At 40.3% G+C, this 24800-nt stretch carries 24 protein-coding genes and 1 pseudogene; 8 read left to right on the forward strand and 17 right to left on the reverse strand.

What is annotated here, in order from left to right; all coding sequences use genetic code 11:
• The first annotated feature begins 35 nt into the window (after nt 1-35).
• Nucleotides 36-1187, forward strand: a complete 1152-nt coding sequence (fucO, locus tag AB6N04_RS14125) for a lactaldehyde reductase (RefSeq protein ID WP_369308933.1) — start codon at nt 36-38, stop codon at nt 1185-1187.
• An 11-nt stretch (nt 1188-1198) separates the two neighbouring features.
• A complete protein-coding gene (rhaM, locus tag AB6N04_RS14130; protein WP_369308934.1) occupies nt 1199-1513 on the forward strand; it encodes an L-rhamnose mutarotase in 315 nt (104 codons plus the stop codon).
• A 312-nt stretch (nt 1514-1825) separates the two neighbouring features.
• Here the strand turns inward: rhaM and AB6N04_RS14135 are convergent, their stop codons facing one another.
• The 4 genes from AB6N04_RS14135 to metC form a co-directional block, all read right to left on the reverse strand.
• Nucleotides 1826-2683 carry a helix-turn-helix domain-containing protein gene (locus tag AB6N04_RS14135; RefSeq protein WP_369308935.1) on the reverse strand — a complete coding sequence of 286 codons (858 nt, stop codon included), beginning with the start codon at nt 2681-2683 and terminating at the stop codon, nt 1826-1828.
• A gap of 42 nt (nt 2684-2725) precedes the next feature.
• Nucleotides 2726-3535, reverse strand: coding sequence for an HTH-type transcriptional activator RhaS (gene rhaS, locus AB6N04_RS14140; protein ID WP_369308936.1), 810 nt, complete (start codon nt 3533-3535; stop codon nt 2726-2728).
• Between the two features lie 445 nt (nt 3536-3980).
• On the reverse strand, nt 3981-5351 hold the full coding sequence (gene dcuC, locus AB6N04_RS14145; protein ID WP_369308937.1) for a C4-dicarboxylate transporter DcuC: 1371 nt from the start codon (nt 5349-5351) through the stop codon (nt 3981-3983).
• A gap of 34 nt (nt 5352-5385) precedes the next feature.
• Nucleotides 5386-6561, reverse strand: a complete 1176-nt coding sequence (metC, locus tag AB6N04_RS14150) for a cystathionine beta-lyase (RefSeq protein WP_369308938.1) — start codon at nt 6559-6561, stop codon at nt 5386-5388.
• Nucleotides 6562-6951: 390 nt separating this feature from the next.
• Here metC and purB point away from each other — a divergent pair, with 390 nt between their 5' ends.
• Both purB and AB6N04_RS14160 read left to right on the forward strand, forming a co-directional pair.
• Nucleotides 6952-8319, forward strand: a complete 1368-nt coding sequence (purB, locus tag AB6N04_RS14155; RefSeq protein ID WP_369308939.1) for an adenylosuccinate lyase — start codon at nt 6952-6954, stop codon at nt 8317-8319.
• Nucleotides 8320-8401: 82 nt separating this feature from the next.
• Complete coding sequence (locus AB6N04_RS14160; protein WP_369308940.1) at nt 8402-9781, forward strand: MmgE/PrpD family protein; 1380 nt, start codon at nt 8402-8404, stop codon at nt 9779-9781.
• Nucleotides 9782-9841: 60 nt separating this feature from the next.
• Here the strand turns inward: AB6N04_RS14160 and AB6N04_RS14165 are convergent, their stop codons facing one another.
• The 13 genes from AB6N04_RS14165 to AB6N04_RS14225 all read right to left on the reverse strand — a co-directional run bounded on the left by AB6N04_RS14165 (nt 9842) and on the right by AB6N04_RS14225 (nt 20848).
• Nucleotides 9842-10726 (reverse strand): dihydrodipicolinate synthase family protein, encoded by an 885-nt coding sequence (locus tag AB6N04_RS14165; protein WP_369308941.1) that lies wholly within the window; start codon nt 10724-10726, stop codon nt 9842-9844.
• A 14-nt stretch (nt 10727-10740) separates the two neighbouring features.
• Entirely contained in the window at nt 10741-11631 is an 891-nt protein-coding gene (locus tag AB6N04_RS14170) for a LysR family transcriptional regulator (RefSeq protein WP_369308942.1), read from the reverse strand.
• Nucleotides 11632-12127: 496 nt separating this feature from the next.
• Complete coding sequence (locus AB6N04_RS14175) at nt 12128-12928, reverse strand: hypothetical protein (RefSeq protein ID WP_369308943.1); 801 nt, start codon at nt 12926-12928, stop codon at nt 12128-12130.
• Between the two features lie 16 nt (nt 12929-12944).
• A complete protein-coding gene (locus AB6N04_RS14180; protein WP_369308944.1) occupies nt 12945-13466 on the reverse strand; it encodes a fimbrial protein in 522 nt (173 codons plus the stop codon).
• A gap of 123 nt (nt 13467-13589) precedes the next feature.
• Nucleotides 13590-14111: a fimbrial protein gene (locus tag AB6N04_RS14185; protein ID WP_369308945.1), complete on the reverse strand. Its 522-nt coding sequence runs from the start codon at nt 14109-14111 to the stop codon at nt 13590-13592.
• A 2-nt stretch (nt 14112-14113) separates the two neighbouring features.
• A complete protein-coding gene (locus AB6N04_RS14190; RefSeq protein WP_369308946.1) occupies nt 14114-14653 on the reverse strand; it encodes a fimbrial protein in 540 nt (179 codons plus the stop codon).
• An 8-nt stretch (nt 14654-14661) separates the two neighbouring features.
• Nucleotides 14662-15177 carry a fimbrial protein gene (locus tag AB6N04_RS14195; RefSeq protein WP_369308947.1) on the reverse strand — a complete coding sequence of 172 codons (516 nt, stop codon included), beginning with the start codon at nt 15175-15177 and terminating at the stop codon, nt 14662-14664.
• A 27-nt stretch (nt 15178-15204) separates the two neighbouring features.
• Nucleotides 15205-15834, reverse strand: coding sequence for a fimbrial protein (locus tag AB6N04_RS14200; RefSeq protein WP_369308948.1), 630 nt, complete (start codon nt 15832-15834; stop codon nt 15205-15207).
• A gap of 22 nt (nt 15835-15856) precedes the next feature.
• Entirely contained in the window at nt 15857-16600 is a 744-nt protein-coding gene (locus tag AB6N04_RS14205) for a fimbria/pilus periplasmic chaperone (RefSeq protein ID WP_369308949.1), read from the reverse strand.
• A gap of 38 nt (nt 16601-16638) precedes the next feature.
• Nucleotides 16639-19170, reverse strand: coding sequence for an outer membrane usher protein (locus tag AB6N04_RS14210; RefSeq protein WP_369308950.1), 2532 nt, complete (start codon nt 19168-19170; stop codon nt 16639-16641).
• A 92-nt stretch (nt 19171-19262) separates the two neighbouring features.
• Nucleotides 19263-19778 (reverse strand): fimbrial protein, encoded by a 516-nt coding sequence (locus AB6N04_RS14215; protein ID WP_369308951.1) that lies wholly within the window; start codon nt 19776-19778, stop codon nt 19263-19265.
• Between the two features lie 66 nt (nt 19779-19844).
• Nucleotides 19845-20375 (reverse strand): fimbrial protein, encoded by a 531-nt coding sequence (locus AB6N04_RS14220; protein ID WP_369308952.1) that lies wholly within the window; start codon nt 20373-20375, stop codon nt 19845-19847.
• 173 nt (nt 20376-20548) lie between these two features.
• Complete coding sequence (locus tag AB6N04_RS14225) at nt 20549-20848, reverse strand: helix-turn-helix domain-containing protein (RefSeq protein ID WP_369308953.1); 300 nt, start codon at nt 20846-20848, stop codon at nt 20549-20551.
• A 1285-nt stretch (nt 20849-22133) separates the two neighbouring features.
• On the opposite strand from AB6N04_RS14225, the gene AB6N04_RS14230 reads away from it, so the two are divergent.
• From AB6N04_RS14230 to AB6N04_RS14245, 4 genes and pseudogenes are all read left to right on the forward strand, one after another.
• A complete protein-coding gene (locus AB6N04_RS14230; protein WP_369308954.1) occupies nt 22134-22967 on the forward strand; it encodes a transcriptional regulator in 834 nt (277 codons plus the stop codon).
• 13 nt (nt 22968-22980) lie between these two features.
• The gene (locus tag AB6N04_RS14235) at nt 22981-23472 is read left to right on the forward strand and encodes a FidL-like protein (protein WP_369308955.1); all 492 of its coding nucleotides are present in this window, start codon (nt 22981-22983) and stop codon (nt 23470-23472) included.
• A 706-nt stretch (nt 23473-24178) separates the two neighbouring features.
• Nucleotides 24179-24322, forward strand: a pseudogene (gene tssD, locus AB6N04_RS14240) (type VI secretion system tube protein TssD); the annotation flags it as partial.
• Nucleotides 24323-24324: 2 nt separating this feature from the next.
• Nucleotides 24325-24612: a DUF2645 family protein gene (locus AB6N04_RS14245; RefSeq protein WP_369308956.1), complete on the forward strand. Its 288-nt coding sequence runs from the start codon at nt 24325-24327 to the stop codon at nt 24610-24612.
• The last annotated feature ends 188 nt before the right edge of the window (nt 24613-24800 follow it).

Here is a 24800-nt window from a genome sequence, read left to right on the forward strand (position 1 = left end):
ACAACTTTTTATTTTAATCGATTGGGAGGTCAACCATGACCCATAGAATGATACTCAATGAAACCTCATACTTTGGCGAGGGAGCCATCACTCATCTGGTAGAGGAAATTCAAAAACGTCAATTTAATAAGGCACTGATTGTCACAGATACGGAGCTGGTTAAATTTAATGTTGTCAGTAAAATTACCCAACTATTAGACAACGCCAAATTGGACTACGCCATTTATGATGCCGTTATTCCTAACCCAACCATTGATACTGTCCAACAAGGGGTAAAACACTTCAAACAAGCTAATGCAGATTATCTGATAGCCATCGGTGGAGGTTCTCCACAAGACACCGCCAAAGCAATTGGCATCATTATTAATAATCCACAATACCAAGATGTGATGAGCTTAGAAGGAGTCGCCCCAACCCAAAACCCGGCTGCCCCTATTATCGCCATTCCAACTACCGCAGGAACCGCAGCGGAAGTCACTATTAACTATGTCATTACTGATAGCAAGCAGCGCCGTAAATTCGTGTGTGTAGATCCCCATAGTATCCCTGTCGTTGCCATTATTGACCCATCAATGATGGCATCCATGCCCGCTAAACTAAAAGCCGCCACTGGAGTCGATGCTTTAACTCACGCGATTGAAGGCTATATCACTAAAGGAGCTTGGGCACTGACTGACGCTTTACACCTTAAATCCATTGAATTGATCAGCAACTCGTTACGACAATCCGTTAAGGGCGACCCACAAGGCGTTGAAACAATGGCTCTCGCACAATATATGGCAGGAATGGGCTTCTCTAATGTTGGATTAGGACTCGTTCATGGCATGGCTCACCCACTTGGCGCGTTTTACAATACTCCCCACGGTGTTGCCAATGCCATTTTATTACCCCATGTTATGGCGTATAACGCGGAATACACTGGGGAAAAATACCGTGATATCGCTCGTGTAATGGGGGTAAAAAATATTGATCGCCTTACACTCCAAGAGGCCAGAGATGCCGCTATTGCCGCTGTCTTTTCACTAAATAAAGATGTCGGCATTCCGAGCAAACTTCGTGAAATTGGCATGAAACCGGAAGATATCCCATCCCTTTCTCAAGCAGCTTTTGATGACGTGTGTACTGGGGGCAATCCACGTAACGCAACATTAGAAGACATCGCTGAATTATATCAAACGATTTATTAGAGGGTAACATCATGATAAAAAAAGCCTTTGTGATGCAAGTCGCTCATGACGCCCACCAGGAATATCAGCGCCGACATACTGAAATTTGGCCTGAACTAGTGCTAACTCTCAAAGAGCATGGTGCGCATCATTATTCTATCTTTCTAGATAATAAAAGAAATTTACTGTTTGGTTATGTGGAAATTGAATCACAAGAACGCTGGGAAAGCATTGCACAAACCGACGTGTGCCAGAGATGGTGGAAATATATGTCGGATATTATGCCATCAAATTCCGATAATAGCCCAATTAGTGATGAGTTAAGATCGGTATTTTATTTGGATTAATCTCCCCACGAGGCAGTGCTAGTCTCTTGGCTAGGGGCTATTTATCTTTGCTACTGATTTTTACCGCGAAAAAAGGTCAAAAAAACAACCCAAAAAATGGCTAAATGTATCCGTAGTACAGACTGACGACGATGTGAATCAACTATTGTCCCTAAACGCTGCCCTACGAGTTCGATTAAAGCACGTTTCACTCATTTGATACTGCGTTGAGAGGCTCCTGCCCGGTTCACTAAGCGACAAGCCTCTCACCTTGCCTAAAATGGCTTTAATTCGAATAAAAATTGACCATCAAAGATAAACAGCCCCTAGCACTTACCTCAATTTATTCTGTTGTAAAAAACAGCGACGATATTCACTTGCTGTCATATTCATTTTTTTATGGAAAACACTCGAAAAATAATTACTGTCCTCATAACCACATTGCCCAGCGATTTCACTGATCGACAACGAAGTGCTGCGTAATAATAATGCTGCATGGCAAAGGCGCAATTGCTGCAGGTATTCCATTACCGTCATTCCGGTTTTCGACTTAAATAAACGCTGTAATGAGCGTGCAGACATTTGATGTTTCTGAGCAAACTTTTCTAATGAAAATGGTGTATTAATACTTAAATTTAAACAGTTTATTAGCAGATCCATTTGATGTAATAAACTTATTGGCGCTTGATCAGGCTGATAACGTAAACGATAAATATAAATCGCCAGTTGTAAGAATAGCCCTTCACAAAGATGAATGGATGGGATATCCGGCTTTTGACACTCCAATGCCATTTTTTCAATGATTGGCGTTAACGTCGATAAACTGGAAGGCGGTAATTTCCAATGCCTAGATATTGTTGGCTGGTGACCAAGTGGCACATATTTTTCAATAGATTGTTTAATCAAAAACTCATTAGGTTTGTATAAGACATTCACCAATTTTAAATTATTGACGGAATGATAACCATGGTGATCCTCTGCGTTAATATAAAACATATCTCCACAAGTAATCGGGTAATCATCACCATTCCAATGGTGTAAACCATTTCCTGAAAAAACAATCACAAACTCATTAAAATCATGGCTATGAATAATAAAATCTTCCTGAGAATCCCGCTTTTCTATCGTCACGGTATTTTCAGGTCGAATAAAATAATCGCTGCTGCTGAGTGACAGAATTTTTTGTATCATGGCCACCTCAAAAAAGGGTAACGGTGATCATGACAATCTTTGCTAATTGCTGCAATGACGCAAGTCACGTGGTGTGAAACTATACTCACTTTTAAAACGCGTCGAAAAATACGCGCTATCATTGAAACCACTCTCCAACGCTATGTCGGTAATGGACTTATCTGAAAAACGAATTTGATAATAAGCTTCAGATAACCGCAGTTTTATTAAATAGTTTTGCGGCGATATACCTAAATTATTTTTCATATAGCGATGAAAAGTACGCAACGAAACCGAAAACTGAGCCGTTAAACTTTCCCAATCAATTTCTTCCGTGAAATTTACCTGCAACCAACGTAGCATCTGGATAATACGTTGTTCATTATTTCCTTCACCTATATGGTTATAACGACCCTCTTGTAAATTGACAATTAACTGTAAGAAAAGACTTTCAGTATAAGCAGGGTCAGAGTCACCACTTTCGTTTAGTTTATCAATAAGTTGCTGTGCCTTATTGTAATGTTCTTTATTTAATAGCCAATGGGAAATATTTTTTTCAGCATCGGCAGGGAAAAAATGGCCAATATTATTTAAATACGTAAAGCTAGAATCTGATCGATAAAGTACGTTAGTTAAATTGAGATTAGAAACATTATCAAATAGGTGATAATCGCTGGATTTAATATAGCACACCATACCTGGGCATAAGGTATAAGGTCGCCCATTAAGAACATGCAGGCCAATACCTTGGGTCACCAAAAAAATCTCGCTAAAATCATGTGTATGCTCAGGGAAAATAGGCTGAGGCGCTCTCGGTTCTACTGCAATGTGTTGTTGTGGTGTGATAAAAAAATCTTCGCTATAGAGTTTCATGAAAGATCTCCCGATATGCACGCCCCATTGATAAAACTGACCACCAAGTTTATGTCTTGATAATCAATTTATCGTAAATACCCTTATCTCCTCATTCTAGTGATCTCATTTAAAATCACCTTGAAATTTCAGCCACGTCTTTGCCAACGGCGGGTAAAATAATCAAGAGTTGCCCGAGTAAATGTGCAAAATGTGACCTTGTAAGCACAAAGTTCATCTCCCCCAAAATCATCATTTCGCAAATCAACGCTTTATTTATAACAACATTTATAACAACATAAAGTGATTATTTACAGCGTAAATAACCATAGATATGACGACACGTCTAAATTATCAATCAGATAGTTTTCGATAATAGGGCAAATAATTGCCTCTCTATCAATAAAAAAAGATCCCTTAAACCGAAGAGTAACGAAAAGTTTAAGGGATAAATGCGCAAGTCTAATTAGAAGTATAAGAAGTAAAAAGTCACTACAAGGTTAACTATCGCGGCAACAGCCATTGGAATTGCCGTTCGTTTGACTATTTGGAATGGTGACACCCCTGCAATACCTGCAATTGCAACAATCGCAGCAGTTATCGGTGAAACGGTACGCCCAAAACTGGTCATGATTTGCATCGGCAAAATGAGCGTCACCACATCCACTTTAAGAAAAGCGGCAATTTTCGGTGTCAATGCAGCAAAAGAGAAAAATGCCGCATTCCCTGACCCCATCAAAAATGCCGCGAGTGCAAGAATGGCACTCATAACAATAATCATCGCACCGATACCAAAACCAGCATCTTGGGCAGCACTAATTAACGTATCCACCGCACCACTTTTTAGTAATCCATTAGCGAAAAACTCCCCTGAAACAATCAAAGAAACGACTAAAACAAACTGTTTCCCCATGCCTTCAAAGAACAACATAAAGCTATCCATCACAGCTTTTGCATTACGTAAGCGGACATATTCAAAAATCAACGCAATGACAGTACTAATAATCATCGCCGTGGTGACTTCCAACTTGATATATGGGTGCAATAATGGGCTAAAACCGATAATCAAGATTAATGGAATAACTGGTAATAATGCATAAGACAATGGAACTTTATTACCGCCATCTTCTTTAATGGTATCAATTTTGCTCAAATCGAAAACAAACCCTTCACGCTTATCCCACCAGCGCTGGACAAAGAAATGTGTGATTGCCACTGCAATAATAATAGGGATTGTCACGGGTAATTGGTGTTGAACAAAGTAAACAGCAGGTTCAATATCTGCTGTTTTCGCCGCCATAATGACATTACCAGAGCCTGGTCCATGATCGATAAACTGGCAGCAACCGATAACCGCTAGTGCAGAGAGTGGGCTGATACCTGAACGAATTAATATTGGATACATCGTCACCATTAATAACATCCCCAGCCCGGCATGACTTGGAATGAAAATAACGAGGACTTGCGTCACCAAAAATGAAATCACTAATAATAAATAAGGTGACTTAATGGTCTTTAGCGGTTTTTCAAAAATAGCGAATAATGCACGACTGGCTCCCACATGCTCCATATAACGGGAAAATCCAGCAATCGCCATTAATGTTAACCCTAATCCAGCCAATCGAGAGCTCATGATATCAGTGAAAATTTGGAAGATATCAAAGTACTTAAAATGTGTGGTTTTGTTTTCTGGTAACAGTGAATTAAGATCTAAAGATGCAGTTAGGAGTAATAAAAGCAAGCCCCCTAACAATAAGACTGGCTGAGGTTTATAACCTCGAGCCAGCAGGTAAATAACCAGCGCTGTAACTAGCCCGGCAATAATTAAACCTGTCATAGAAAAATTCCCCAGTATTGGTGCCGCTTTATGGTTATTGGTTTAATGTTGAAAATGCTTGTGTAATATCCGCTATCAAATCATCCACAGACTCCAAGCCAATATGTAAACGAACAAAAGGACCATGACCTTCGCGCCAATCTGATGCCGTTCTTGCACCGACGACGTTAGCGGGGAGTGCGAGACTCTCAAATCCACCCCACGACGCGCCGATACCAAACAGGGCTAAAGCATCAATAAAGTTTTCTGCTTGCTTCGCGGTATATTGTTTTTTGAATTCAATGGTTAATAACCCGTTACTTCCTTTGCAGTCACGTTTCCATAAGTCATGACGAGGGTGAGATGGCAATTCAGGGAACCAAACTTTTTCCACTTCATGGCGAGTTTCCAGCCACTGCGCAATCGTCAGAGCGGCTTTGCCATGTGCAGCTAATCGCTGCCCTAAAGTACGCATCCCACGTAAAACTAAGGCTGCATCATCAGGGCTACTGGCTTGTCCTAATGCTTCTGGTAAGGCCCCAATTTGTTTCCACGCTTTTTCTGTGGCGACCATAATGCCCATCATCACATCGGAGTGCCCACAAAGGTATTTTGTTGCGGCAATCACCGAAACATCTGCCCCCAACTCCAACGGGTTATATAGCCATGCTGAGCCCCACGTATTATCAACACCGACAGGAATATTTTTTTCATGGGCAATACGGCATATTTCGGGTAAATCTAACATTTCATAAAGAAGTGACCCCGGAGACTCAACAAAAATAAGTTGTGTATTGCTTTGAATTTTTTGTTCAAAATCTGAGCCATCTGTTTTAAAGAAACTGAAAGCAATGTTATTTGGTTTTAAAAAAGCATCGGCTATTTTACGAACGGGTTCATAAACAGAATCTGCAAACAACACATGACCAGCGCTGTGTGCATACCCCATGATAGTGACTGCAATTGCGGCTAAGCCCGTAGGAAACAATTGCGCTCTATAGCCCCCTTCTAATTCCGTCACAAGACTTTCAAGTGCAAAGGCGGTTTCTGTACCTCGCGCACCGTAACTTAAAACACGTTCCGTTGCGCGACGATCGCGAACATCCCGCCAACTTTTAATGGAGTCAAAAATGATCGTACTTGCACGCATGACTGGTGGATTGATTGGACCTGATGTTGTAATAGATTGTCGTCCACTATGTATTAATTTTGTATATTTATTTAATGTCATTATGTATTACTCCAAATATAGGAATAGATTCCCTGATAATTAAAAGGATGGTTATTTATTTTTTAAACTTTGAATTCATATTATGTATAGCAAATTAGTTTTCTTTTAAAACATGACTTATATAAAAAGATGATCTTCATCATATAAATGAGCATTAATTAAATTAATGAAAACTTAAGAGAAAATTAAGAATTAAAAACGATAAAGAACAAATAACAAAATGACATTTAACTTATTGATTTTATACACAAAAATAAACATATAAATAAATCTTTAATTAACATTAGTCTTATTAAGGTGTTTATTTATATTTTTTATTGCATAAATAATAAAACTCTCTAACAAATAATTGCCTTTTAATTTTCAATATTATTCTTACAGGGGAATATTATGGGTACCAGTGTTTTTGATTCTGTATTATTAAAAAATTTATGGTCCACTGAAGAAATGCGCGCCATTTTTTCTGATAAAGTGAGAATGCAAAATTGGCTTGATTACGAAGCTGCATTAGCAATTGAACAAGCTGAATTAGGGTTGATCCCAAAGCAAGCCGCCGAGGTTATTGCTGATACCGCAAAACTTGAAAAGTTAGATATGGATTTCATCTTAGAACAGGTACGTTTAACCCGTCACCCACTTGTTCCAACCATCCGTGGTTTAGAGCATGCTTGCCCTGAACATTTTGGTGAATACGTTCACTTTGGCCCCACAACACAGGATGTTATGGACACCGGCTTAGTCCTTCAACTTAAAGAAGCTCATAAAGTTTTTTTACGTGATATCAAAATATTAGGACGTTCTTTATTGTCTTTAAGTGAGAAGCATCGCAATACACCAATGGCTGGACGTACCTTAGCCTTACAAGCCCTGCCAATCACTTTTGGCCATAAAACCGCAATTTGGTTAACGGAATTAGCACGCCATTATCAGAGATTAAAAGAAATCGAACCGCGTTTATTCGTTGGTAGCGTTGTTGGCGCCGTTGGAACTAAAGCCTCACTGAGTGACAAAGCGGATGAACTAGAAGTTCGAGTATTAAATCGGCTCGGTTTAGGCACACCAGAAATTTCTTGGCAGCCAGCTCGTGACCGATTTAGTGAATATGGCATGCTGATCGGTTTAATTAGCGGCACATTAGGGAAAATTGCTAATGAAATTTTATTATTGGCTCATAATGAAATTGATGAACTTTCAGAGCCTTTTGGTAAAGGTCAAGTTGGGTCCTCAACCATGCCACACAAGCGTAACCCTGCAATTGTAGAAAATGCAGCATGTGTCAGTAATACATTGAAAGCTAACCTTTCTGTGCTTACCGACATGATGAAACACCAACACGAAAGAGATGGTGCAATTTGGAAGATGGAATGGAAAGTGATGCCCGAGATGTGCCTGATGCTTTCAGTTATCTTTGACAACATGAAAACAGTATTAGGGGGATTAAACGTACATGTCGATAAAATGCGCCAAAATTTAGATATTTTAGGTGGGTTTATGTTAGCAGAGCGTGTCATGTTTGCTCTGTCAGACAAAGCTGGTAAACAAACTGCACATGAAATTGTTTATGAGGCTTCGATGTCGGGTCAAGAAGAAGGTATCACCTTTATTGAAGCGATTAACCGCGACACCCGTATTCGTGACCATATCACACAAGAAGAGCTCAATGCCTTATTAGACCCAACTACATATGTGGGTAATGCCCCTGAACAAGTCACTCGAGTAATAGAACAAACTAAAGCATCAGGTTGGCTTAACGACTAATTCATTTTAGCGAAGTTTAAATCTCTACTCTCTTAAAGCCAGTCAAGTGCTGGCTTTTTCATTACATTCATCAGAGGTATCTATGACATTAAGTCAACAACTAAGCCAATTTATCACACACCTATCATTTTCTGATATCCCTCCACAAATTGTTGAACGCGCTAAATATCACTTACTCGATACATTGGGCGTGGCACTTGCTGGGAGTCTCCAACAAAGCGCGACACAATGTCGTCAGGGGATCACTTGTTTACCGGATCATCAAGGTACTATTCCAATTTGGGGAAGCAACCAAACCGTTTCTACGACTGCCGCGGCTTTAGCAAATGGCATTTCAGCACATGCATTAGATTTCGATGATACACATACTGACTCCATCACTCACGGTAGTGCCGTACTTACCCCTATAGCCTTTGCACTCGGTGAACATTTACAAGCGACAACAAAAGACATCCTTATTGCATGGATAATTGGCTGGGAAGTCGCCGCTAGAGTGGGATTAGCGAGCCACAGTGGATTTCATCAACGCGGTTTCCACTCTACAGCGATAGCCGGTATTTTTGGCGCGACCGCTTGTGCATCTTCATTACTCAAATTAACTCAAGAACAAACCGTTCATGCGATTGGGCTAACAGGAAGCCAAACCAGTGGTGTTGCCGAATACCTAACCAATAGTTCGTCAGCAAAATGTTTTCATGCGGGCTGGGCTGCTCAATCAGGCATTATCGCGGCTTGTTTAGCTAAAGGTGGAATGACAGGACCAGAAACGATTTTTGAAGGCCGCTATAGTTTGTACCAAACACACGGTATCCGTGAAAATGCGTCCCCCGAACAAGTCGCTCAAGACTTGGGCAGTGTCTGGGAGTTTATGAACGTTTCCATTAAGCCCTACCCTGTTTGCCATTTTGCCCATGCTACCGTAGATTGTGGGAGACGATTATTACGACAAGGTATAACCCTAGAACAAATCGCCAAAGTGGAATGTGTCATTGACCCAGTTGCCGCAGCCTTGATTTGCGAACCACCGGAACAAAAATGGGCTCCTCAGAGTGCCTATGCGGCAAAATTTAGCCTCCCATGGCTGTTTGCCGCAGGTTTTATCGAAGACAAATTAACATTAAGTTTGCTCTCACCCGAAAATTTACAACGGACAGATATCCAAAACCTCGCTAAGAAAGTGAGTTACCGTTATCCCACTAAAAATGAAATTCCTTTTCCTACCTATTTTCCTGGCTTAATTTTTGTCACATTAACCAATGGTAAGACGCTAACGGAACGATTAGATATTCAATACGGTAACCCGAAAAATCCAATGTCATTGGAGGATATTGAACGTAAATTTTATGACAATGCGGGATTGATAATGGGAGATGCACAAGCGACACAGCTTGCGAAAAACGTATTGTCGTTTGAAACAAAAAACATAAAAGATATCACACAGTTATTACGTGTCGCTCTTTGATAAACGCGACTCGCGAATAGAAGCCCATACTAAACGGGCTTCTATTTTCCTTTCCCTGTATTATTCATTCAACTGAGCTATGATTTGCTGCAAATGCGCAATAGCAACGTCATTTAGTGGCTCTTGTGGGCGGATCGGGTCACCGACATTAAAACCTTGAATGTTTAGAGATGCTTTAATGCACGATGCGAGTGCATATTGCGTGAAAGCTTCATTGATTTGCCACAGTTCTTTTTGTTTTGCTAACGCAGTATCCCAATCTCCTTGTGTCGCCAACTCGTAGAGTTCTACACACTGTTTTGGCAACACACAAGCAGGCCCCGCCATCCATCCCACACCACCCAATTTAATGACTAATAAGGGGATATGAGCTGAAGCACTAAAAATTTTAACCCGCTCACCAAATGTGTTGAGCATCGTTAATAACCGACCTGTATTACTCGATGCATCTTTCACATATTCGATATTGGGAATGTAACTTAATTCATTCAGAAGAGAAATAGATAGCACATCCCCTAATAACCCTGGGTTGGTATAGACCGTCATGGACTTTTCAGGAAAAAATTCGGCTATTGTCTGGAAATAACTCAATTGAGCCTTATCGCTCAAAGGGTACATTTTTTGCGATATCAGCACCATGCCATCAACACCTAACTTAGCATACTGCTCTGCTTGAAAACACGCATCTGACGTTGAAAAACCCGCAACACCCGCTAATACAGGTACTCGCCCTGCGGCTTGATCAACGGTAATGCGGACGACTTCATTACGTAATTCCTGTGACAAATAAGCGTATTCACCTGTACTACCTAACGGACTTAATCCATGAACGCCACTCGAAATAAGGTGTTCAATCAGATGGCGAAGGGATGATTCAAGAACAACTCCCTTGACTTGATCGACAGGTGAAACAAGATAAGGGAAAATACCGTGAAAATGGGTCATAACCATTCCTAATTTTAATTGTTATAAGAGATAACTTCTGTTTGTTCATTTTTTAGAGAGTCAAAAAGAATTTGTGCAGCTTTAGTTGGGCTTTTTGAGTTGAGATACAGGTTATATCTAATTGCCGGAAGTGCTGGTAAACCTTCATCCTCACCAAGTATACGCAAGTCCTCCCCTGAAAGCTCGATTGAACGCGCCATAATGCCTAATCCGGCTCGAACTGCAGCACGTGCACCAGATAATGTTGTTGCCATATAAGCAATTCGCCAAGGTATTTGCTGTTGGTCGAGGTGATTAATCATCATCTCACGATAAGTGCTCGGCTCATCTAACACCACTAATGGCAGCGGTTGATCTAAGTTAAAGCTGAAATGTTTTCCGCAATACCATAGGGAAGGAGAAACACGTAAGACAATTTTAGGGTAGCCAACGTGCTCCTCTGTTGAGATAGCCAAATCGAGTTCATTATCCTCTAACATTGACATAAGAAATGGGCTACGCTTTACAATAATATCCATGATTAAATTTGGATAAGCCCCTGAAAATCTTGCTAATAAGTCAGGCAATATGGTGTTTGCCGTATCATCTGGTGAACCAATTTTCAGAACTCCGTCAATCTCTTCATAAACGAGTGATAAACACGCTTCATCATTAAGGCGAAGAATACGGCGGGCGTAGCTCAACAGTTGAGTGCCAGAATCCGTCAATGCTTTATTTCTGCCCTGCCGTACAAACAGCTCCTTACCAATGAGTGATTCCAACCTTTGCATTTGTTGACTCACCGCAGATTGCGTTCGGCAAACGGATTCTGCGGCAGCAGCAAACGTTGCACCATCGACAACCGCAATAAAGGTACGGAGTAAATCAAGTTCCAAATTAAAAATAGGACGTTTAGCAGCTGGCATTTTAGTTATCTCTTTTCTTAAGGTATGTGGTGTCATCCAATCAAAGTGTTTAATTTACATACTAAGAAAAAAGTTTTAAATAATCTATGTTAAAGCTCAATAGTTTGGTTTTAAATTGGGTTGGTTTAATTCATATATTGATGAATTTACCTTATGGAGAAAGATTTGATGATGATTTCCTTCATATTCATGAGACCTATAACCATAAACTATTGTTGAACCTTATGGACACTGAATGTATCTTGGCTTTAGGCTAGAAAACTCAAATAAATTTAAAGAGTCGCAACTACCAATATAATAGTTGCATAATTAAAAACTAATAAAATTATTCATCAAGATATTTTGTATAATGCCATTTAACTTTCGACAAAATAGGTATTCATACATCTACTTTTAGTAATTCAATTAAAATCTATCCTCTGATATTAACATTTAAAAAAACAGTACTAAATTAAAGTAACTTTCAATGGTAATAGGCATTTAATTTCAGCCATATCTATTCAATATTAAAAACAAGGACAGTGCTATTGGTGTGTAATCCAGAAGTTATCTCACTCGTAGCAGAGAGTCTCGATTGAAATTTTAAGTTTATTGAGGAAGCCGTTGTATTGATTAAGCCTGTATTGCCATATCCTTCTATACTTAATTGTGAGCTCACACCACCTCCCAAGTCAAGGTTAGGCCTAGCGATAGTGAAACGAACAGTGGCTGGATTTGAACAACTTAGCTGTATCATTTTCTCTGCAATATTACCATTTACAGATCTTGAGCTTACCACATGGTGATCAATATCAATATCGCCAACTATTTGGCAAGAATTATTAGTCGGAGGCATTTTGGTACACCCTACTTCTTGCATGGTCATAATATCACTAGCACTGAGAGAATTGAATTTAGTTACCAACCCTGTACAGATCCCTGTTATTTCCGCTCTTGCGTGGATCCTCACATCATCATTACTCCCACTTGCAGGCCTGCTTTTCAGATATTCCGTATAAATTTCTTTCCATGTCATTGGTTTTTCAATAGTCATATACTTACATGAGATGCAGGTGTAACTTCTTCTACCTTCATACCCCCCACCAAGAGCTCCTACAAAAATCCCATAATAACAAAAACGTCCCTGTGGGCAAGTTACCAATACATCATCGTTTGCACTTGCTACCGAAATCCATGATATGCCATATCGTTGCATGTTAGGATAATAGAGCTTTTCTGCAGAAGTAGCATATAGCGCGTCACTATTTACAGAAAAGGAAATAACAAGCAATAGCAAAGCGTATATTTTTTTTTGCATAACAAATTCTCTGATTTTAATTAAAATTAACAAGTAATGTTGCTGATGCGTAAATCGCTCCCCCTTTTAACGCTCTTTTATTTCCAACCTTCGGAGTTAGCGTTAAGTAGGGTTTTTGATTATAAAAAAAATTAATTTTCTCACCGAGTTTTATCGGGGCCCCGTCCGCTTTTAACGCCAAGCCAAGCTCTTTTTCGCTAGTCGCCAATAGATCTGAATCAAATTCAGCTGAAGCGCCATTCAATGAAATGTTTAAAGAAGGGTTACTCGTTGCATTAGAACATTCAAGTATATAAGGTATCGGCATTTCATACATACTTCCATCAACTTTTGTAGCAACAATATCTTTAAAATCAATAATAATTGGTTGATTTGCCCCATCTTGGCTGTATAGATCACATGTTTCCTCAGTTGTTATGACACTCACCTTAATCGTTGCAGTTGCAGCGTAACTAAGTTTCAGTGTCAGGAAACAAATAAGTATTACTTTTACAAATCTGAACCAGAAAATTTTTATAATTGCTGTGTTTTTTTTCATTATAATTTATCTCACTCTTTGCTAAATAAATTTTATTTTTAATATAGGTATTAGATAAAAATTCAAGTATATTTCACCTTAAACTTCAATTCGTTTATTTCATTGTACGTTTGTATACTGAAATTACTCGTACTGTAGAATTAATTTGGCGGCAGCACTGGTAAAACTCCCAGCTTGAATATTATTTGAAGCAGAATTAAGCCGAGGCCTAACTAACAATGATGGAACTGTACCTGTTGTAAAAAATGACGATACTGTACCAAGTGGAAATTTTTTATTGGCTAATTTAAATTCAAACCCAAGATTTTCGTTATTAACTGATTTCAATAGGGTAGGATCAAAATTAGCTCTATCTCCAGTTAATTTTAGCGATAACACTGGACTACCATTTCTACACGTTATTTTAAAAGGAACAGAAAAGTTATAACTCTCATTTTCTATTCCTTTTTTGGTGATATCTTTGAAATCAACTTCAATGGTATCACCACCTTGTAAATTTTTAATATCACATGTTGTCGAGAGCACGATGACTCTCACATTTATTGAAAGTGTGCTCACATCGGAATATGCATTCGTCGATATCAATATTAAAAAAAATAAATGAATATTCCAGCCACAGATTACCTTAAGTCGTCTACCATTCATTATTATTCAAACTCCACTAGGTAATAGAGTGTTGCCGTAAACGATCCCGGAACAAGTGATTGGTTTTCGAGCGCTTCCGGTGTCGCGACAACTGATGCATATAACGGAATGCGCATTGTACCGCTCTCAATCGGTTTTGCTGGCAAGGGACTTCCCATAGGAATATGCCCACGACTTAAGCTGTCATCCGAAATACTAATGACGGCCCCTTTGGCCACACTGCTTGCATCAAACGCCAAATAGCCATCGGGAGTGACACTGACAGCAGTTCCATTGAGCGTGATCTTGACACTATTCGCGAGTGCTGGATCACAGTTTTTTAATGTCAACGTAAAATTTTTGGCGACTGAATGACCGTTCTTATACAGCTGTTTATCCGTGATGGTGCCCATATCGACAAAGACTGGGATCTCTTCATCAATGACGCAGGCCAAATTGAATAAAGTGCCTTCATAATTCACTGTATTCGTGTCATCACACCATGCCGCGCCACTGAAGAGCATCCCGCATAATCCTATTACGCATCCATATTTGAATACCATACAATCTCCTACGGATAATTGAGCGCCAATGTCGCTGATGCAGTAAATTTACCGGCGGTTAAAGCACCCTTCGGGTCTTTCACCGGAACCGAATAAAAGAAAATTTTCTGTTCTCCATTTGAGGGCATCTTTAACGTTAAGGGAGTATTTAACCCTACCGGCTCCCCAGAACCGTCTTTTTGGTATAACCGTATCCCCAAACCGTCTTTATCCGTGAACAACGCTTTCCCATCAAATAAGCTTGGAGTACCACTATAGAGCAACTCAATGGCGGCATTTGTTCCGAGCGTCTCATCACACGACACAGTTAAGGTCCAATCCTGACGAAAGCGCACGCCATCGATCCGCTGGATCCCGACCTCATCAAATCTGACACGAATAGGTGCCCCTTTCCCATCATCGCCATACACATCGCACGGTGGATTTGTGATTAAGTTTCCTTTGATATTGATGTTAACCGATGAATCTCCCCATACGGGAGCACTGAAGAGCCCACATATACTTAATACTCCCCACATCTTCATTATCCAGCTCATTCGCTTTATCTCATCTTAGTCATAACTCAATTGCACACCCATGACGGCATAAAAAGCCCCCGGCGATAACACACTCGCCACCCGTACTGGCGTCACCGTGTAATTCAACACCGACTGACCTACCGGCAGTAAACGCGGGGAGCTGTACTGCCCCAATGTCAGTGGTTGGCCCTCACTATCCTTAATGACTAATCCTATTCCGCTAATTCCATGCAACTGAACATACCGCCCCGTACCGTCAACATCACTCGTCAAAAATCGTACCGATACTCCCGGTTGGTCTACACTCCACGGCATCTGCCCGGTCTGCCTATCCATTCGCGCATTCGCCACCGCTAAACAATCCGTTAATTCCAGTTGAAAAGGAACACTCCGCCCCTCACTGCCCACGGCAGGCAACTCGCCCACCCCTACAGTGCCCAACTCAATAGTTTGTTCTTGGCTTTCCATCACCAGTCGGCACGGGCTGTCTGTTAGCGATCCGCGAACCCGTAAAATGCCGTGCTGACCATCAACGTTCCAATTATTCACAACACGATAGTCCACTGGCGATGGCGACGCCTGAACGTGGTTATCCACCACACCCCAAAGCAATGTCACCACTAAGCACAACTGCCAGTATGCTGTGTTATTCCATGCTCTCATCGCCTTCCCCTGATTTCGTACGTTACGATTTTTCACTCGCCACATGACACGCGCTACCTTGGCATGTAAAGCTTAATTCTGGTCGGCCACCGTAATCATTAATCGTGATCAGTGTTGGATTGTTCCCTAACTGCGCACTACTTACCCCGAGACTTTCCTGACCAAACGGCGCTATCATCACCGGTGCAAAGCTGTTTGCATCGCCCTTTAAAGTTGGCGAAAATGCATTAATCACCGTCACGTAATACGGCGTCGGATTTTTCACCACCGCTTGCGATCCCGATTTATCCAGCGTCAGCTGGTTGATTGCCGGTTCACTATTATCAGCGGGAATGATCGCTTTCGGGCGATAAAACAGTTTAACTCGCGTTTGCAACGCCACCTGCAACACATTCGCTTTATCACTTTTCGGTGGAATTTCTCGCAAATTAAAGTAGAACAAGCTCTCTCTATCTTGCGGTAAGCTACTGGCCGTAACCGGTAAAGCTTCAATTTTAATTTGACTCGTCTTACCCGGCTCTAATCGCTGTACTGGGGGCAACACCACCAATGGGCTATTCACTTTTTTGCCTTCGGAGTTTTCTAACCACCCTTGCGCTAAATAGGGTAAGCTCTGATTGTTATTACCAATATTTAACGTCATGGAGGTTTTATCTCCTTCAAAAATAATACGGGTACGATCCATCGTAATCCCCGCGGTGGCCAACTGACTGACCATCAAACCACACATCAGTAACCCGCTACGGGTTGTCTTATTCAACATCATACGTTTACCTTTTTTGATTCGGTCTATTTCTTGCTTATTTATTGAGTCGGATGCGTCATCGCATCCGGCGTTAAGCGTTCACACGGCAACAGCACCATGTTCGTTAAATCCATCAGCGGCTCAGGAAACTGCACACGGCACCCTGCCTCACTGCCCCAGGTTACGGTCATCTCGCCACCCGGAACAATCCCACTCAGATAAGTGCTTCCTTCATCGGCCACAATCCCGGTGTTTTTTCCTTGGGCATTGACAACTTGCGCCCCAAACGGCGGATAACTGCCATCGGCAAGACGAATAACCACCATCGCTTTTTCCCCCGACAACACATTAAAGCGGCGGTATCCCACTGCTCCCTCGGTTAACGTCGCTTGGACGACCGACTGCTGAGCATCCACATTGCGCGGTAAATGATTCAAATCAATCTGCACATTGTTACGGTAATAACTGTTCATATCGCCAATCACCGCTTTACCAAATCGGTTTGTCGTCACTGGCGCGCCCACCCCACGGATAGGTACGCCAGCCACTCCGTCAGTGTCTACCAACAGGCGAGAACCTCCTACTTGGCTGACTCGGTGTACAGCTCCCCCTTGCGCAGTCAACGTGACCCCGCCATTTGCACTGAACCCCACCGCTTGGTAATTATTTTCCGCATAGCTGGCATTCGCCGACACAAAGGCCGAGTCCCCTTGATAAGAGACAAAACCACTTGTGGAGACCCCTTTGCGATTTTCGCCTGCACTGAGGTTATACGACAGTCGGTCATTCATCATGCTGTAATAAGAGGCGCGATGACTCGTATCTCCACCTCGGGTATCCATCGAATAACTGACACTACTGCCCTGACTGCCCCACGGCATTGACAGTGACACGTAGGCACTGTCATCATTGACCCCTTGATTCACTTGGCGATTCAATGACACTGACGCACTAATATTCTTAAATCGTCCCCAGTCAAAGTACTTAGAGAGCATCAAGTTGTAATAGTTGTTCTCCGGTCGATCCCAATAAGTTTGATGGTTATAGCTCAGGTATAGCGACAATCCACTGTCAATGAAGTTTTTATTAAATGACAGCGTGTAAAGCTCTTTACTGCCGCCGTAATGCACCCCGGTTTGTTTAGCTGTTAAAAAATCATTCATACTCATAAAATTCCTCTCCGAGAAGCGGTAACCAGCAAACGTCACTTGGCTGTGATATTCATCAAAATTCTTTGAATAACTCAACCGATAGGAGCCCCCACTTAGGGTCCCATTCTCTGGTAACCGTGCCCGCGACTGGGTGAGGTCTATTGATAACGCCCCGAGGGCTAATAAATCGCGACCAAGTCCTACCGACACCGCTTGATAACGTTGACTTCCCAGCAATCCGCCAAACATTGACCACCCATTGCTGATCCCCCATGAAAACTCCCCAGAGGCAAAATTCTCCCCTTGACTATGACGCTCATAATCTGTCGGTTGCCCCAGAGCCACCTTATATTGCACTTGCCCTGGGCGCGTCAGAAACGGTAAGTTCGACGTGTCCACTTCAAAATGCTGAGTACTACCATCTTGCTCCGTCACCGTCACGTCCATCTTACCATTCAAGGCGTCCGATAAATCTTGGATCCGAAAAGGACCCTGTGCCACTTGTGTCTCATAAACCACTCGCCCTTGTTGACGAACAGTCACGGTAGCGTTGGTGCGGGCAGTACCCACGATTTCTGGCGCATAACCGCGTAAGTTCGGGGGGATCATGTTTAAATCCGTCCGAATGGTGGCCCCGATAAAACGAAATGAATCAAAAATGGCTGAATTGAGGTAATCTTCCCCCAACGTTAACTTGGCGTGTAACGCCGCCAAGGCCCGGTAGGCATAAAATCGGTTCCACACCATATCGTGATCAGACTGACTGTTTTCCCCTGTCACTTTACTCATCTGTGCTTGCCACTCCCCTCGCATCCGCCACGCCCCTAAATTCACTCCAGTGGCGCCATTACCGGTAAGTGTGTAGGTTTTTTGGTTGCTTTGTTTCGGGTCATTAATACTGCCATTGACGTTATAATCAAACATCAAAGCCGATAAACCGTTATCCCAGCGGGCCGGTGGATCCCAATCGGGTGAGTTGTACTCCAAGTAGGCTTGCGGCACATTCACCAACAGTGAGGACGAGGCTAAATCCCCTGTCGCACTCAACCCCGACAAACTAGACAACACTAAACAAGAGCCATCCGTAGACCACTTCAACGACTTTTCAGCTTCCGAAGTCAACCCAAATTGGGCGACCAGAGTGGGAGATAAACAGGGGACACTGCCTGTTTCACTATTTTCTTGGGATTCGAACAGCACTCGCTCTTCCCCTAGAGACTGCTGATTTACCTTCACGGTAAGTAAGTAGTCCCCCGGCATTATATGACCCGCTTGAGAAAATTGGTTTAAATCAATATTTTTTCTGTCTTCTACGTCTAATACATCCATATTAAACTGCACATCTTGACCCCAAGTTAACACGCTTTTCCCGCTCAAAAGGGTCGCGATAATCACCGCTAGAAGGCGATAACGCATACGAGGATATAAATGAAAAGACATAAAAAATCCTTATTCAAATCAACACCAATAAAATAAAAAACGCATATTGTTGTTCTTTTTTTTGTGATAACCCGTTGTTCTTATTGTGATAATTAGTCGTAATCTAATTTAAACCGCAGCGTGCTTTGAAAGTCCCCCGGTGTGTAAGCCGAGTTATTACTCACCACACGAAGCCCATATTCCAGTTTACGGTCACCGCGAAGAAGTGCCCCCGCCCACAGCGGCTCGCCGGGCAAAATAGGCTGCCCCTGAGCATCATCAATGCGCAGAGCAATCCCAGTCGCTTGACCAAAAACCGAGAACCCGTTCCGCTCAGCTGGGCCCTCAAAGGTGAGGGAAAAATTCGCCCATACTGTGCCCGTCGACGACGTTAAACGGCAATTAATGATGTTGATAGCAAATGATTGGCGCGTCCCCTCCCCCCACTGTTTTAAGGAGGCCAGTGGCACGGTATCGAGTACAATCGTTTGGTCAAGGGACTCCATCGCGATAGCACACGGGGTCTCTAAGATACTGCCCCCCATATTGACGATACCCTTGAATGTTTCTGCTGCCACAGCAGGGATACACAACACCATACTGACGCCTATGACTAACCAGCCCTTCATCAGATCATCTCCTGATGTCAAATCAGGTGTACCATGCCGGAGCAATGGCACACCTACAGCGATAACTTAGTTGTATGACATGATAAAGTTAGTGGTCGCGTCAAATTTACCTGGCGTCACGCTTGTGCCTTTAATACCTTGCAGAGCAGCTTGGAAACGGAACGTATTATCTCCCGCCACAAAATTACGCTCGGTATTGTCGTTTAACACCACCTGTGTGCCAGAGCCAGTCATTAATTTAACGCCCGCTCCTTGTCCGTCACCGCTGATCTGCAATAAACCGGTTTTTTCGGAATTATTCATCCACTCCGTACCAGTAAATTTAATGTTGACAGTGTTGTTGTAAGTTTTATCAACCGGATTACCATCATCATCCGTACCTTTGTAGGTTGCATTTAAGGTGCATCCCTCTAATTTGATGGCAAACGGCTGCGCAGAAGACATGCCACCATTTTCCAAGGTCGTGTTAGAGATTTGACCTAATGGCACTTCTTGGCTTTCATCACCCGGAGCAATTGAACATGGTGCGGTGATGATCGAACCGCTGAATCTCACTTCACCACTACCTGCGTCTGCAGCAAATACAGAAGAACTCATTGCACCAAACACCATTGTTGCAATAACTAATTTTTTCATATTTCTACCTATATAATTTAAATAAACAAATAATCAAATGATTATTAACACACACAATAAAACCATACTTATTTAATAAGTATGAACGGAGAACTTAAACTTTTATATTTAAAAATTTAAGTTATAAAAACCAATTAAAATTTACGAGAAAACTTATTGGATATAACTGAGTAAAAATAATCAGACCAATCCTTATCTAATACTTTCAAATAATTATTTAGCATATCAACAGAAATCTTACATAGTCCATTTTCATAGCGGGAAATTTGTTGCTGACTCAAGTTTAATAATTTCCCTAACTCTGTTCCTGTTAATGATTTTTCTATTCTTGCTGATTTTAAAAAATGACTCGTTTCTGTTGTAATGTCGGGTTTATCTTTATGCCCTTCATAATCTTCTATCTTATCTATCTTATCTATATTTTCTAAAAACATAGTTAAGTCTCCTAAAAGTTTTACATTATAAAAGCCCATTCCTATTTGGATTTAATAATCTATCGACTACATAGACTAGATTTAAAACCCTGACGATTTTTTTATTCTATTTTTCATATTAAACAAGATGCTTTAATTTAAAAGTAGACACAATACAGAAATAATAAATATTAATTAAATCGTATTCTTATTCTTTTTTCTCACTCAACATCTTTGATGGGCACACTATAGGTTCATCCCCTATCAGAGTAAAAATGTTTTAAACAATGAAAATAACAACTCATCATAGGCGTGAGCTATCAAAAAATATAAAAACATATATTATAGCCTATTAAAAATGAATTATAATTTCTTATATCCATATATATCAATGGCTTAACCAGTCACATCCTGCGGGATTATAAAATTAACATCATTAACATAGTTAAATTAACCTTTTTTTATACACAATAAGGGTGTTTTTATTTTCATTTTGTTACAATTAGACCATATTTGACATATGGTTATTTTATCAATTCCCCTATATTGCTTATCAAAAATAAATCTCACTTATCTATCGAGACAACATCCTCACTAATAAAATGTGTATTTTTTCTGAAATAAGCCCCCACAAGAACATAATGAAACAACTTGTCTTCTGCGCTATGGCAATAGTATGAAGCGCCGCCGACGATAACTGATTGTTTTTATATCAACATAAGCCGTGATATCAAGGTAGCTTCTCTATAAGAAGAGCCTGCTAATAGGTAAAGAGTCTGGATGTCTTGTCTTTGGTAAACGTAGGCAGGGTGGTATTCGAGTAGAAAGTAAATGTGCGAACTCATCGAATGGAAAGAAAAACAACAAAACACATTAAGTGGATAAACCCATCTAACTTATTGTTAATGAAAACCTATTAGATTAATAATCACTGTTTTTTTATCTTTTTTTTCTAAATGTAAAAAAATAATTCTGTCAAAACACATTAATCCTCTAAAAAAAATGCATTGACAGAATCAAACACCATAAAAGCCATTGAAGGCAAAATAAAACACTTGAAAAATTACAACAAAACTTTTCTGGGGTCGACTTTTTACTCCACAGTTGAGTAAACTCAATGCAGCTAATCACTTTATCTGTTAAAATGCTATTTTACAGCTAAAGCATAAACATATATGGAACAATACGTTGTAAGAACAGCATATAATGCTTAACATAAACAATATATGAAATTATAAGTGTAAATTATAGAACTCGTGTTTATGAAATTGACATTCTGTCTTTAGCACAGCAAAAAGGCTAAACAATGATATATATATTGAACAATCGCATAGAATACAATTCTGATACCGCCGAAGTGTTTCAACTAGGTTCCAACATTGACATAGCCAAATTTACCCCCATTTTAAATCGTATTTTCAGAATTTTAGTCGAAAATAATAAAATGATCGTGCCAAGAGACGAGCTATTAAAACAAGTATGGAATGACCACGGCTTGAATGCATCCGTTAATACGTTAAACCAATATATTAGTACTCTCAGGAAGCTATTGTCTCAGCACCTTGACATCGACAATGCTATTTTAAATATTCCCAAAAAAGGCATCATATTATCTTCAGAAATTGTTATCACCTTTCCTCAGGTTGATGAAATTAATAGTAGTGAATTGGCTACAGCACCAGAAAAACTGAACGAAATGAATAAGCCTGCTTTAGTTGAGCTTGATATTAATAATAACAACGAACCTGTCTATGACAGTAATTCATCCTCTATTGCTAGCAAAGTCACAACAAGTAAAACATCAAAACGCAATTTTTTCTTGAAAATAACATTTGCAGCTATATTAGTCCTATTTTCAATTTATAACTTGTTTTTTAACACATTAAAGTTTGAAAAGGTGAATACCTATCTTGTCAGTGCTATAGAATCATGTCCTGTTTATTCGTTTAAAAATAATTTTGACAACGTACACGACCCCGCGATTATCCAAGAGCATATAAACGAATTTAGTTTAAGATGTGATAATGAGGCTATCTTCTATTACTACAATAATCATGATAATCCTCGAGCTGAAAAGCAAAGCATGCTGGCTAAGTGTGAAGAAAATAAAATGTGTATTTCAACAAGAATCAATAGATAGGCCAGAAATGAAAATGAAAAAACTATCCCTTTCATTATCCATCATTATACTGTTATCCATCGTCTCACTTATTTACTCTATCACCAAGGACGATAGCAAGCATTGTGGTGCGCATATTTATTCAAGTTTCCCTTCTGTCTCAGGGGAAACAGGGTATAAAATTGATTTAAGGATCGTTAATCAAAAAGATAATAGCGGTTATATAAAATTAGTTGGTACCATTACATCTGATAAAACCTATTCGGTCAATCGCGTTATCCACTATACAAACTCAGTTATTGATGAAGTTGATAATTTAAAAACAGAAGTCACTCTCGTCAGAAAAGCAAAGAATGATAACGTCAGTGATGAGGTATTTAACAAATACTTAAAAGCATTTTCTTATGGTACAACTAGCTATTCACAAGTTAACCAAATTTCCTCTGGAAACTACCTGTTCTCAAGTACATTTGGCCCTTATTTTATCTGCGGCGAACAAAAAGAAAATGAATTACCGTCTATCTAGGAGATGTTGATTGGTGCCCTTAGTGCTCTTATCAGGTACGCACTGTAATCTTTCGATACCGCAGCGTGATTCGGAGGCAGAGCCGAAATTTCGTTTTCCTCCCACAATTTGCCTGTTTATTCTTTCGAAGACCGAGCTAAGTCCGAGTCAATCAAGCGGTGCATTTGAGTTAGTGTCGTTGAATCGTTTTAAGGATATAGTGACGAGCTAGCTACCCATTGCTAAGATTGGATTTGCGAGGTCGAAATCGTAGCAATGAATGCATCGATTTAGAGTAGCAGAGCCCCATGCCCCTATCACTGTGCTTTGTTATATCTGGAACCGGATAAAACCCACAAATTCAATTCGCAACGCTCGCTGCAAGATGAAAATTTATTTTTCATCGAGGGAGCAGAAGATCTGTTTGCGTGAAATTTGATACCCGTACTCCCGAAACGAAAGCGAGATTAGCTCATCAGAAAAAGAAATTAAGGTGATTTTGCAGCAATGTAGGTCAATATTTAAAGGCGATGGAGGATAGCAAATCAGCCCTAAAAGTGTGCGCACTTTTATTCTGATTCGCATGACCTACGGGCGGTTTTCGCTAACTAACTCGCCCGTTTAACATAAAGGGATTATATATAATAAAACACAGTAAATTTCTGATTGACAAAATTGTTGGTTAAGATATTAATCTTATCAATTGCAATTTAGAAAAGGAATGAAAGTGTGTAGTCAAATATACTTGAAATTAACAGGAAGTAAGCAAGGGCTGATTTCAGCGGGTTGTTCAAGTTATAATTCAATAGGAAATAAATACCAGGATAATCATACAGATGAAATATTCGTTTACTCAACAAATTACGATATAATATGAAAATATCGCTCAGGATATTTGTTTTTTTGTATTTTATTTTTTTATTAGCGTTGGTTAGTATCTTTTCTATATCTGATTATGAATGGATGGTTGGGAGTGGTGACGTAGATAATCTTTGTCAACTTCCGTTGGGAGGTAGGTATATAATTGAACCTATATTGATATTAATTCCGTGTACCTTATTGCTTTTTTTAGAAAGAAATAAAAAAGTAAGATGGGGTTATATATTAATTGTAATTATATATATCATATGGTCTTTTTTTCTGCGATTTACTTTATGCTAAAAAGCATTTTATGATTCTTATAGACTGTGTATAAAATTCCTAATGCTCCTGCCCCTAACACAGTATCAAACGATAAAGAAATTATGGATGCCTGTTCGGTTCTTAGTTAAATTCTAATGGATGGAGATACCGTGTTAGTCGCAGGAAAAGTGAATAAACGTATTTTCTAGCCAAGTTAAAAGTGATAA

The organism is Providencia rettgeri (genome assembly GCF_041075285.1).
In the GTDB taxonomy this organism is placed as follows: domain Bacteria; phylum Pseudomonadota; class Gammaproteobacteria; order Enterobacterales; family Enterobacteriaceae; genus Providencia; species Providencia rettgeri_G.

Bases quoted from the DNA above. Each gene is read 5' to 3' on its own strand.
- fucO (WP_369308933.1), top strand. From the start codon at position 36: ATGACCCATAGAATGATACTCAATGAAACCTCATACTTTGGCGAGGGA.
- rhaM (WP_369308934.1), top strand. From the start codon at position 1,199: ATGATAAAAAAAGCCTTTGTGATGCAAGTCGCTCATGACGCCCACCAG.
- AB6N04_RS14135 (WP_369308935.1), bottom strand. From the start codon at position 2,683: ATGATACAAAAAATTCTGTCACTCAGCAGCAGCGATTATTTTATTCGA.
- rhaS (WP_369308936.1), bottom strand. From the start codon at position 3,535: ATGAAACTCTATAGCGAAGATTTTTTTATCACACCACAACAACACATT.
- dcuC (WP_369308937.1), bottom strand. From the start codon at position 5,351: ATGACAGGTTTAATTATTGCCGGGCTAGTTACAGCGCTGGTTATTTAC.
- metC (WP_369308938.1), bottom strand. From the start codon at position 6,561: ATGACATTAAATAAATATACAAAATTAATACATAGTGGACGACAATCT.
- purB (WP_369308939.1), top strand. From the start codon at position 6,952: ATGGGTACCAGTGTTTTTGATTCTGTATTATTAAAAAATTTATGGTCC.
- AB6N04_RS14160 (WP_369308940.1), top strand. From the start codon at position 8,402: ATGACATTAAGTCAACAACTAAGCCAATTTATCACACACCTATCATTT.
- AB6N04_RS14165 (WP_369308941.1), bottom strand. From the start codon at position 10,726: ATGACCCATTTTCACGGTATTTTCCCTTATCTTGTTTCACCTGTCGAT.
- AB6N04_RS14170 (WP_369308942.1), bottom strand. From the start codon at position 11,631: ATGCCAGCTGCTAAACGTCCTATTTTTAATTTGGAACTTGATTTACTC.
- AB6N04_RS14175 (WP_369308943.1), bottom strand. From the start codon at position 12,928: ATGCAAAAAAAAATATACGCTTTGCTATTGCTTGTTATTTCCTTTTCT.
- AB6N04_RS14180 (WP_369308944.1), bottom strand. From the start codon at position 13,466: ATGAAAAAAAACACAGCAATTATAAAAATTTTCTGGTTCAGATTTGTA.
- AB6N04_RS14185 (WP_369308945.1), bottom strand. From the start codon at position 14,111: ATGAATGGTAGACGACTTAAGGTAATCTGTGGCTGGAATATTCATTTA.
- AB6N04_RS14190 (WP_369308946.1), bottom strand. From the start codon at position 14,653: ATGGTATTCAAATATGGATGCGTAATAGGATTATGCGGGATGCTCTTC.
- AB6N04_RS14195 (WP_369308947.1), bottom strand. From the start codon at position 15,177: ATGAAGATGTGGGGAGTATTAAGTATATGTGGGCTCTTCAGTGCTCCC.
- AB6N04_RS14200 (WP_369308948.1), bottom strand. From the start codon at position 15,834: ATGAGAGCATGGAATAACACAGCATACTGGCAGTTGTGCTTAGTGGTG.
- AB6N04_RS14205 (WP_369308949.1), bottom strand. From the start codon at position 16,600: ATGATGTTGAATAAGACAACCCGTAGCGGGTTACTGATGTGTGGTTTG.
- AB6N04_RS14210 (WP_369308950.1), bottom strand. From the start codon at position 19,170: ATGTCTTTTCATTTATATCCTCGTATGCGTTATCGCCTTCTAGCGGTG.
- AB6N04_RS14215 (WP_369308951.1), bottom strand. From the start codon at position 19,778: ATGAAGGGCTGGTTAGTCATAGGCGTCAGTATGGTGTTGTGTATCCCT.
- AB6N04_RS14220 (WP_369308952.1), bottom strand. From the start codon at position 20,375: ATGAGTTCTTCTGTATTTGCTGCAGACGCAGGTAGTGGTGAAGTGAGA.
- AB6N04_RS14225 (WP_369308953.1), bottom strand. From the start codon at position 20,848: ATGTTTTTAGAAAATATAGATAAGATAGATAAGATAGAAGATTATGAA.
- AB6N04_RS14230 (WP_369308954.1), top strand. From the start codon at position 22,134: ATGATATATATATTGAACAATCGCATAGAATACAATTCTGATACCGCC.
- AB6N04_RS14235 (WP_369308955.1), top strand. From the start codon at position 22,981: ATGAAAAAACTATCCCTTTCATTATCCATCATTATACTGTTATCCATC.
- AB6N04_RS14245 (WP_369308956.1), top strand. From the start codon at position 24,325: ATGAAAATATCGCTCAGGATATTTGTTTTTTTGTATTTTATTTTTTTA.